This window comes from Pseudarthrobacter sp. LMD1-1-1.1 (assembly GCF_040676255.1).
GTDB lineage: Bacteria > Actinomycetota > Actinomycetes > Actinomycetales > Micrococcaceae > Arthrobacter.
This window is the reverse complement of the sequence record NZ_JBEGHP010000023.1, coordinates 595,597-605,331: the sequence shown is the minus strand read 5'-3', so window position 1 is coordinate 605,331 and position 9,735 is coordinate 595,597. Positions and strand designations below refer to the sequence as shown.

9 protein-coding genes are annotated in these 9,735 nt (G+C 67.9%); 3 read left to right on the top strand and 6 right to left on the bottom strand.

Annotation, left to right across the window (positions count from 1 at the left end):
- Positions 1-472 (top strand): hypothetical protein (locus tag MRBLMD1_RS16355; RefSeq protein WP_364401440.1); only part of this gene is annotated, 472 nt, incomplete at its 5' end.
- A 15-nt stretch (positions 473-487) separates the two neighbouring features.
- On the opposite strand, the gene tyrS is transcribed toward MRBLMD1_RS16355, so the two are convergent.
- From tyrS to MRBLMD1_RS16340, 3 genes are read right to left on the bottom strand one after another with little or no spacing between them, the layout of a single operon-like run.
- Positions 488-1,801, bottom strand: a complete 1,314-nt coding sequence (gene tyrS / locus MRBLMD1_RS16350) for a tyrosine--tRNA ligase (RefSeq protein ID WP_159632288.1) — start codon at positions 1,799-1,801, stop codon at positions 488-490.
- Positions 1,802-1,835: 34 nt separating this feature from the next.
- Entirely contained in the window at positions 1,836-4,064 is a 2,229-nt protein-coding gene (locus tag MRBLMD1_RS16345; RefSeq protein WP_224025640.1) for a HelD family protein, read from the bottom strand.
- Between the two features lie 51 nt (positions 4,065-4,115).
- Positions 4,116-4,805: a DNA-3-methyladenine glycosylase gene (locus tag MRBLMD1_RS16340; protein ID WP_224025639.1), complete on the bottom strand. Its 690-nt coding sequence runs from the start codon at positions 4,803-4,805 to the stop codon at positions 4,116-4,118.
- Between the two features lie 128 nt (positions 4,806-4,933).
- Here MRBLMD1_RS16340 and MRBLMD1_RS16335 point away from each other — a divergent pair, with 128 nt between their 5' ends.
- Positions 4,934-6,412, top strand: a complete 1,479-nt coding sequence (locus MRBLMD1_RS16335; protein WP_364401436.1) for an AlkA N-terminal domain-containing protein — start codon at positions 4,934-4,936, stop codon at positions 6,410-6,412.
- Positions 6,409-6,903 (top strand): methylated-DNA--[protein]-cysteine S-methyltransferase, encoded by a 495-nt coding sequence (locus tag MRBLMD1_RS16330; RefSeq protein ID WP_364401433.1) that lies wholly within the window; start codon positions 6,409-6,411, stop codon positions 6,901-6,903. The genes MRBLMD1_RS16335 and MRBLMD1_RS16330 overlap by 4 nt, the downstream gene beginning before the upstream one ends.
- Before the next feature lie 21 nt (positions 6,904-6,924).
- On the opposite strand, the gene MRBLMD1_RS16325 is transcribed toward MRBLMD1_RS16330, so the two are convergent.
- The 3 genes from MRBLMD1_RS16325 to argH form a co-directional block, all read right to left on the bottom strand.
- Positions 6,925-7,662: a maleylpyruvate isomerase family mycothiol-dependent enzyme gene (locus MRBLMD1_RS16325; protein WP_159632293.1), complete on the bottom strand. Its 738-nt coding sequence runs from the start codon at positions 7,660-7,662 to the stop codon at positions 6,925-6,927.
- A 21-nt stretch (positions 7,663-7,683) separates the two neighbouring features.
- The gene (locus MRBLMD1_RS16320) at positions 7,684-8,232 is read right to left on the bottom strand and encodes a pyridoxine/pyridoxamine 5'-phosphate oxidase (RefSeq protein ID WP_364401429.1); all 549 of its coding nucleotides are present in this window, start codon (positions 8,230-8,232) and stop codon (positions 7,684-7,686) included.
- 70 nt (positions 8,233-8,302) lie between these two features.
- Complete coding sequence (argH, locus tag MRBLMD1_RS16315) at positions 8,303-9,730, bottom strand: argininosuccinate lyase (protein WP_159632295.1); 1,428 nt, start codon at positions 9,728-9,730, stop codon at positions 8,303-8,305.
- Positions 9,731-9,735 lie beyond the last annotated feature (5 nt).

The following is a 9,735-nucleotide window of genomic DNA, read 5'->3' as shown; positions in this document are numbered from 1 at the left end:
ACCAAAACCACCGGAAATAACGGTCATAATGGCTGCACAAAATTTGAAACCAGCTAAAAACACCAAACCACACCACAGGGGCGGCACGATTCGGCAAATTCAACCAATTACATACATAATCGGTATCGACAAACTTGGCACACTATTGAGTTCTCAAACAACAGACACATTCGAGTATTCCCGGAACAATTCAAAAAAGAATTTCTTTTCCGTATTTCTTCGCTGCGATGTTTTTATCTTATTTCATTCATATTCGCTTTTGCAAATCCGGTTGTTTTCCCGGAATTCACTCTGCGGAATGAATCCGCCCAGCAAAATGGGAAGCATTCTTCGTTCCATGCACCGCATGGCCGACAATTGCTTCTCAATATCAGTTGGGGGTTTGTCACCACTCAGCGGCGGCGACTCAGAAAACAATACACGCCCCTCCGCGGCCGCGCAAATCGGCCGCCGAGGGGCGTGCAGGTGGTAGGTTGCGCTCCCGCGGTTACGGGACCAGTACTTCCACTGTCGCCAGGTTCTTCTTGCCCCGGCGCAGGAGCAGGTACTGGCCATGCAGGAGCTCCGACTCGGAGATCACAGCTTCAGGATCCGAGACTTTCTCGTTGTTCACGTAGGCTCCGCCTTCACCCACGGTCCGGCGTGCGGCGGACTTGCTTTCGGAAAGACCGGACGCCACCAGCAGGTCCACAATCCCCATCTCATCCACCTGCACTGTGGTGGAAGGAAGTTCGGACGTTGCAGCCTGCAGGGTTGCCTTGTCCAATGCGGCCAAATCGCCGTTGCCGAAGAGCGCCGCCGAAGCTGCGATGACCTTTTCGGTGGCGTCAACGCCGTGCACCAACGAGGTCACTTCGAAGGCAAGCTTCCGCTGACCCTCACGGGCAAACGGACGCTCCGCCACCGAAACGGCAATCTCTTCAATCTCCGCGCGGGTCAGGAAGGTGAACACCTTGAGCCGGTCCACCACGTCCGCGTCCGCAGTGTTGAGCCAGAACTGGTAGAACGCATACGGGCTGCACATGCCGGCATCGAGCCAGATGGCGTTGCCCTCGCTCTTGCCGAACTTGGTTCCGTCAGAGTTGGTGATGAGCGGGGTCCCCAGGGCGTGGACGCTCTTGCCCTCCACCTTCCGGATCAATTCCGTACCGCTGGTGAGGTTGCCCCACTGGTCCGAGCCGCCGGTCTGCAGGACGCAGCCGTAGTCGCGGTAAAGCTGCAGGTAGTCCATGCCCTGCAGGATCTGGTAGCTGAACTCGGTGTAGCTGATGCCTTCATCGGAGTTCAACCGGGATGCCACGGCGTCCTTGCGCAGCATGGTGCCCACGCGGAAGTGCTTGCCCACTTCACGCAGGAAGTCGATGGCGCTCAGCGGCGCCGTCCAGTCCAGGTTGTTCACCATCCTGGCAGCGTTGTCCCCCTCGAAGCTGAGGAAGCGCTGCACCTGGGCCTGGAGGTAGCCAACCCACTCCGCCACCGTGTCCTTGGTGTTCAAGGTGCGTTCCGCCGTCGGACGCGGGTCCCCGATCATGCCGGTGGACCCGCCCACCAGGCCGAGGGGCTTGTGCCCTGCCAGCTGAAGCCGCCGCATGACCAGGAGCTGGACCAGATTGCCCAGGTGCAGGCTCGGCGCGGTGGGGTCGAAGCCGCAATAGTACGTGACCGGCCCGTTGGCGAGCAGCTTTTCGAGCTCCGCTTCATCGGTGGAAACATGGACCAGCCCACGCCACTTCAGTTCCTGCCAAATATTGGCGAAAGTGGGGTCGTTGCGCTGCGGTTCGAGGATGTTCAGTTCTGGCACGCTTCCTAAGTTAGCAGTAACGCCGATTGCCCCGTCAGCCGGCAATACCGGCGGGGACCGGTTGCGCCGCGATCAGCCGCAGCCTCTGCGTGGCGCGGGTCATGGCGACGTACAGGTCCCCCACTTTGCCGTGTTCGTGGTTGAGCATCACGGAGGGTTCCAGGACCACCACGCCGTCGAACTCCAGGCCCTTTGCCTCACGCGGGCTGATGACCACGATGTCCTGCTCGTAGCTGCCGGCCCCGGTGCCGATCCTGCGGCCGTATACGGCACGGAGGGCCGCCGTTGCCTGGGGCAGGAGGTCACCGTCGGCAATCACGGCGAGCAGGCCGCCGTCGAGCGCCGCAAGCTCCTCCGGAAGGACCTCCACCAGCCGGTCCACGATGCCGCCGGCGGGCACCTCGTCGATGATGGGGGCCCAGCGGCCCTCGCGGACGGCCTTGGGTGCGGAGACCACCAGGCCCGCGGCGTTGGCCATCCTAACGGCGGCCTCGGCGATCTGGGACGGGGTGCGGTAGTTGACGGTCAGCTCCTCCAGCTGCCAGCGGTCGCCGAACATCGGGGCCAGCGCCCCCTGCCAGGAATTGGCCCCGGCAACGGAGCTGGTCTGGGCAATGTCGCCCACGATAGTGAAGGACTTCAACGGGCAGCGGCGCACCAGCAGACGCCATTGCATGGGCGAAAGCTCCTGGGCCTCATCCACGACGATGTGCCCGAACGCCCACGTGCGGTCGCTCGTTGCGCGTTCGGCTGCCGTCTGCCGGGCTTCCTGCTCCCGGTTCTGCTCCGCCAGCTCCTCTGCGGACATCAACGGATCGACGCCGGCGGCCTCCATGTTGACCAGGGTCTGCTTTGCGTTGGCGAGGTCCCGGGCACGGTCGTGCTCCTGCTGGGCCAGCCCGCGTCCGGCGGCCGGGTCCAGCTCCCCAAGCAGCTCGGCGGCCTCATCCAGCAGCGGGACGTCGGACTCGCTCCACGGCGCATCGGCCGGACGCTGCAGCAGCGCCCGCTCGGCAGGGGTCAGGTGGGGGGTGCAGAACTCCAGCACCTCCGGCTTGCTGAAGAGGTCGGAGATGAGCTTCTCCGGCGTCATGGGCATCCAGCACAGGTTCAGGGCGATCCGGACGTCCCGGGCGGTCCGGACGTCCTCGGCCAGGTAGGAGCGGTCCGCGTTGTTGCCAATGTTTCCGGCCTCGACGAGCTCGGTCATCTGCTCGGTCAGTTCGCGCAGCAGGATCTTCACGAACGTTACGCGGGCCTCGTTGTACGGCTTTCCGGTGGCGCGGGCGCGTTCCCGCGCGCGGCGCACCTGCCGGGGCGTAAGGGTCAGCTTGCGGCCGTCGACCTCGAGGATCCGGTTCTGGGCGGGGACGCGCATGCGGTTGGAGACGGCGTTGGCCACGATGGCGGCCATGTCCAGCCGCCCCTTCATGGCGGCGACGTCGGCGTCTGTTTCCGGAACGGCGTGGATGCCGGGCATCAGGCGGCCAAGGCTAGCCATGACCACGCCGGTCTCACCCAGGGACGGCAGCACCCGTTCGATGTACTTCATGAACGACGACGACGGCCCCACCAGCAGCACGCCGGCACTCTTGAGCCGGTCACGGTGGGTATAGAGCAGGTAGGCGGCGCGGTGCAGGGCCACTGCGGTCTTGCCGGTGCCGGGTCCGCCCTGGACCACGACGGCGCCGGAGATGGAGGAGCGGATGATCCGGTCCTGCTCCGACTGGATGGTGCTGACGATGTCCGACATGCGGCCGGTCCGCTTGGAGTTCAGGGCAGCCAGCAGGGCACCTTCGCCCTGGAGCGATTCGTCGTCCGTGAGCATCCCGGCGTCCAGGACATCGTCCTCGATGGCCTTGACCTCGCGTCCCTGCAGGATCAGGTGCCGGCGGCGGCGGACGCCCTGCCGGTCAAAGGCCGTGGCCTGGTAGAAGTGCCCGGCCTCGGGGGCACGCCAGTCCACCATGAGACGCTGCAGGTCCTCGGTGGTGAGGCCAATGCGGCCGATGTACTGTGCTTCGCCGGAGTCCAGGTCCAGGCGGCCAAAAACCAGCCGGTCATCCACGGCGTCCAGCTGCGCCAGGCGGTCCTCATACAGTGCTGCGAACGCGTCCCGCTCCGAAACGTTCTGCATGGTGCCCACGGCTCCGGCACGACGGACCTGCGCCAACTGGCGGCGCTTCTCCTCCCGGAGTTCCTCCAGCCGGGCGTACAGGCCGGCTACATACTCCCGTTCGTGGGCCAATTCGGCGTCAAGCATTAACGTTCCCCTATCGCAAAAGACAGACCGTCCATTCTACAACCATTTCCGTTAACGCCGGTGAAACGTTGCATCCGGCCGGGGTTCCGCTGCCTGCTTCCGGGTCCGCGGCTTCGCTGCCTTGTATCTGGACACGGTAGGGTCGCCGGTCAGCCAGTACCGCCAGGCGTATTCGTCCGTGCCTCCGGCGCCGGCCACCCCCACCCGGGGACCGGAACTGACCGCGCCGGCGGGAACGGACGGAAGTTCGAGCCGGAACGGCGGAGCGAGCGCGTCGCGGCCGCTGTCCGCCGTCGTCAATCCCAGCGCTTTGGCAAGGCGGGCCGGCCCGCTGGCAAGGTCCGCAGGAGTTTTGGACGTTGGACGGCGCAGCCGGGCCAGCTGCAGCCCGTCCACCACTTCCCCTGCCCGGAGCAGCAGGGCGGACGCGACGCCGGCCGGACCGCACACGATGTTGGTGCAGTGGTGCATTCCATAGGTGAAGTAGACGTAGAGGTGGCCGGCGGGGCCGAACATGGGGGCGTTGCGGGGCGTGGGGCCGCGGTAGGTGTGGGAGCCGGGGTCCGGGTGCAGGGAGTCCTCGGGGCCCATATAGGCCTCCACCTCGGTGAGCCGGACGGACACGGCACCGTCGCGGGACTCATGGGTGAGCACGGCACCGAGCAGCTTTGGTGCGAGTTCCCGGGCGTCCGCGGACAGGAATTCCCGCAGCTGTGCCATTGCCCCAGCGCTTTGGTTCATTAGTTGACCTTACCCAGATCCCGCAGGTTTCATCCGCCACCGGAAAGGGGTCCGGGGTGGATCTGCACGCCCACGGCCATGTCCGATTTCCGCTAGAAGCCGTGGCCGGCGGCTGGCAGGATGGAGGAATGGACTTCTGGCAGCGCTACCGGGCAATCGATGCCCGCGATACCCGGTTCGACGGCCAGTTCTTTACGGCCGTCCGCACCACGGGGATCTACTGCCGGCCGTCGTGCCCTGCCAGGACCCCCAAGGCCTCCAACGTCACGTTCTACGAGACGTCCGCCGCCGCACACGAGGCAGGCTACCGCGCCTGCAAGCGCTGCCTGCCGGAGGCGGTGCCCGGAACCCCGGCCTGGAACGTGCGGCAGGACATCGCGGGGCGGGCGATGCGCCTGATCAACGACGGCGTGATCAACCGCGACGGCGTGGCGGGCCTGGCCGCCCGGCTGGGGTATTCGCCGCGCCAGTTGAACCGGATCCTCGGCCAGGAACTTGGCGCCGGCCCCCTGTCATTGGCCCGCGCCGCACGGGCCCAGACGGCCCGCACCCTGCTGGTTTCAACATCGATGAAACTCGCCGACGTCGCCTTTGCGGCAGGCTTCAGCAGCGTCAGGCAGTTCAACGAGACCATCGCCGAGGTGTTCGATATGACGCCCACGGCGCTCAGGAGGACCGTCCGCCATCCGGTGAACGGCGGCGGCGCCACAGCCCTGACCCTGGGCCTGCCCTACCGTCCGCCTTTCGATCCGGGCATCTTCTCCTTCCTGGCGGTCCGCGCCATCCCCGGGGTCGAGGACGGCACGCCCACTTCCTATGCCCGGACGCTGCGGCTCCCCCACGGGGACGCGCGCTTCAGGGTGGAGTACGACGACGGGGCCCGGGAACGGCCGTTGACCCTCACCATCGGCGCGGTGGACCTTCGCGACCTTCCGGCGCTGCTCAGCCGCGTCCGCCGGCTGTTCGACCTGGACGCGGACCCGGAGGCGATCGACGGCACGCTCGCCGCCGATCCCAGGCTTGCCGGCTCCGTTGCCTCCGCACCGGGGATGCGCCTGCCGGGCGCGGTGGATCCGCAGGAACTGCTGATCCGGGCCATGGTGGGCCAGCAGATCACGGTGGCGGCCGCCAGGACAGCCTTGACCCATTTGTCCGCGGCGGGCAGTCCTGCCAGTGCCCCCGGCGACGGCCTGGACCGCCTGTTTCCCACTCCGGCGGAAATCGCTGCTGCAGGACATCTGCTTCGCGGCCCCCGGCGCCGGACCGAGTCGCTGCTGCATGCTGCGGAGGCCATGGCCCGCGGCCGCCTGGACTTCGGCTATGGCGACGACCTCCCAAGCCTCACCGCGGCACTTTTGCCGCTCCCCGGCGTCGGGCCCTGGACGGTGGGGTACGTCGCCATGCGGGTCCTGGGTGCCCCGGATATTTTCCTTGCCAACGACGCCGCCGTGCGGAACGGGATCCGTGCCCTCGATAATGGGACCAGCGCCTTGAGCCCGGACTTCCGGGAGACCAGCCCGTGGCGCTCCTACGCCACCATGCACCTCTGGCGCGCTGCCGCCCGGCCCGCCGCAAGAACCACCATTCCCGCGAAAGGGACGCCATGAAAGCCCAACTGCTGCAGCTGTCCACGCCGGACGGTCCGTTTACGGTCCTCGCCCAGGATGGCGTGGTCCTTGCGTCCGGCTGGACGGCCTTCCTGGCGGACCTGACCGGCCAGGTCCATCCAATGCTGCGGCCCGACGCCGTGGAAGAGGTAACGGACCTTGGCGGGATCTCATCCGCCGTGGAGGCCTTCTATGCCGGTGACCCCGCCCCGGCCATGGCGGTGCCGGTCCGCCAGCAGTCCGGACCGTTCCGTGCCCACGCCTGGGACGTGCTGCGGCAGGTCAGGCCGGGCTCACCCGTCACCTACTCGGAGTACGCCGCCCTGGCCGGCAACCCGCGGGCCGTGCGGGCCGCCGCCAGTGCCTGCGCGTTCAACGCGGCTGCACTGTTCGTGCCGTGCCACCGCGTCATCCGGACCGACGGCTCGCTGGGCGGTTTCCGCTGGGGCCTGCGCATCAAAGAGAGCCTGCTGGCCCGCGAGGCCGCCTGACCACTCACTCCCCGCGAATGGCTACTTGGGGTCCGGCATCGCCGACGGCCAGGGCATCAGGCCGGGAAGATCGGTGCCGTCCCCGGCGGCCGTGGCCCGCAGGCTGTCCAGCGACGGCTGCCGGCCTGCGAGCCACGCGGCGATGTCCGTCACCATCCCGCTGACGACGACGGTGCTGCCGCCGGTTCCGAGGGTCAGCGGCGGGAGTGCCACGGGCTGCAGGACCAGCCGGGTTTCCGCCGGCACGCGGGCGGCGAGGAAGTCGAAGAGGTGGGAGCAGAATGCCCTGTTCCAGGTCTCGGGTCCCGCGCCGGTGTCCAGGTCCGCGGTGTGGATGACCAGCTCGCGCCAGAGCGCCAAACCGGCGTCGAAAATCACGCCGTCGCGGAAAGCGATGCGCGTTTGCCATTCGTCCTCCCCCAGCGCATCGAAGGCCGCCAGTGCCCGCTGCACCGCGGCCGCAACGTCCTTCCGGTGCTCCTCCAGGCTGTGGCCGGCGGCAAGCTCGATGGCCCGGTTGCGGCCGTCCACGCCGCCGTCGTACAGCTCCACCGTCCTGCCGGACCGCCCGTATTCCACCTGGCGGGCCAGCGCGCTGCAGATTCCGGCGATGTGGGCCAGGAGGTGGCCGCGGCTCCAGCCGGGAAGGGTGGAAGGGGCCCTTTCGCCGCCGGCCGGAATCCGGTCCACCGCAGCGGTCAGTGCGTCCGCGGCTTTGTGCAGTTCAGCGAGGAGGGCGGCAGGGGAAGGTGACGTCATGCGGTTAGCCTAGCCGAGCAGTCAGTCCAGCGGGCTTCCGTCCGGCCCGACACGGTGGCGGACGTGCCGGCGGTCGTTGCTGGCCTGCCAGAACTCGATTTCGGCCGGCTGGAGGGCGTAGAGCTGCCAGTCCGGGTTGTCGCTGCCGTCGGCCCGGGGCCGCTCGTGCCAGTCGACGGCGGAGGCTTCGGCGGAAAGCTCAACCACAGTGCCCGCCACCCGTACCTGGCGGCCCAGTGCCGGCCAGTAGAAGTTCATCGCCGCGCGCGGTGACCCCGACAGCTCGCGGCCCTTGCGGGAGGTGCGGGACGTGGCGAAGTGCCAGCCGTCGTCGTCAATGTTCTTCAGGATGAGCATCCGCGAGGACGGCTGCGGGGCGCCGTCGGTGCTTTCCCCCACCGTGGCGAGGCTGAACGCGTGCGGCTGCTGCTCCCCCGCATCCAGTGCCTCGTCCAGCCACTGCTTGAAGAGCAAGGCCGGGTCCTGCGGTGCGTTGCCGGGGTCGAAGCCGGGCAGGTCGGACGGGAAGTCGGGCAGGGTGCGAAGGAACTTGCGGAAGGTTTCGCTCATGGCCCCAGCCTAGCCACAGACGCCAAGGGCCCCGGGGAACATGCCCCGGGGCCCTTGGCAACAATGTTTCCTACCCGGCGTACTCCCGCACGCCGGCAAGCTCGCCTTCCAGCGCAGCCAGCTGGCGTTCCACGGCGGCCGGCGCCGTTCCGCCCTGGGAGTTCCGGCTGTTAAGCGAACCCTCCGTGGACAGCACGGTCCGGACCTCCGGGGTCAGGTGCTCCGAGATCGCGGCGTACTCTTCGTCCGTCAGGTCCCACAGCTCAACGCCGCGGGACTCCGCCTGCTTCACGGCGGCACCGGACAGCTCGTGGGCCTCGCGGAACGGCACGCCCTGGCGGACCAGCCATTCGGCGATGTCCGTGGCCAGCGCGAAGCCCTGCGGCGCCAGGGACTCCATCCGCTCCGTGTTGAATTTCAGGGTGGCGATCATGCCGGAGACGGCCGGGAGCAGCAGCTCCAGGGTGTCGGCGGCGTCGAACACCGGTTCCTTGTCCTCCTGCAGGTCGCGGTTGTACGCCAGCGGCAGGCCCTTGAGCGTGGCCAGCAGCCCGGTCAGGTTGCCGATCAAACGCCCTGCCTTGCCGCGGGCCAGCTCGGCCACATCCGGGTTCTTCTTCTGCGGCATGATCGAGGACCCCGTGGAGTACGAATCATCCAGCGTGACGAAGGAGAACTCCTTGGTGGCCCAGAAGATGACTTCCTCGGAGATCCGGGACAGATCCACGCCGATCATCGAGCAGACCCACGCGAACTCGGCGAAGACGTCGCGGGAGGCGGTGCCGTCGATCGAGTTGTGCACGGCGGAGAAGAACCCAAGGTCGGCCGCCACCGCTTCCGGGTCCAGCCCCAGCGAGGAGCCGGCCAGGGCGCCCGAACCGTAGGGCGAAACACCCGCCCGCTTGTCCCAGTCCTGGAGCCGCTGCACGTCGCGCAGCAGGGCCCAGGCGTGGGCCAGGAGGTGGTGGCTGAGCAGGACCGGCTGGGCGTGCTGCAGGTGGGTGCGGCCCGGCATCGCAACGCCATGGTGCGCCTTGGCCTGCTCCACCAGCGCGTCCACGGTGGCCAGGACACCGCGGGCAATGATCCGGGCGTGGTCCCGCAGGAACATCCGGCCCAGGGTTGCCACCTGGTCGTTGCGGGACCGGCCGGCGCGGAGCTTGCCGCCCAGCTGGGCACCGGCGCGCTCGATCAGGCCGCGTTCCAGCGAACCGTGCACGTCCTCATCGGACTCCGCCGGCAGGTAGGCGCCGGACGCCACGTCCTCGTCCAGCTGCGTCAGGGCCGCGAGCATGCCTTCGAGCTCCGCGTCGTCGAGCAGGCCGGCTTTGTGCAGCACGCGGGCGTGCGCCTTGGAGCCGGCGATGTCGTAGCGGGCCAGCCGCCAGTCGAAGTGCGTGGACTTGCTCAGCGCCGCGAGGGCGTCCGCGGGGCCGCCGGCGAACCGGCCGCCCCACAGGGCACCTGCGTTGGTTGCCTCCGTTTTTTGCTCAGCCACGCGGG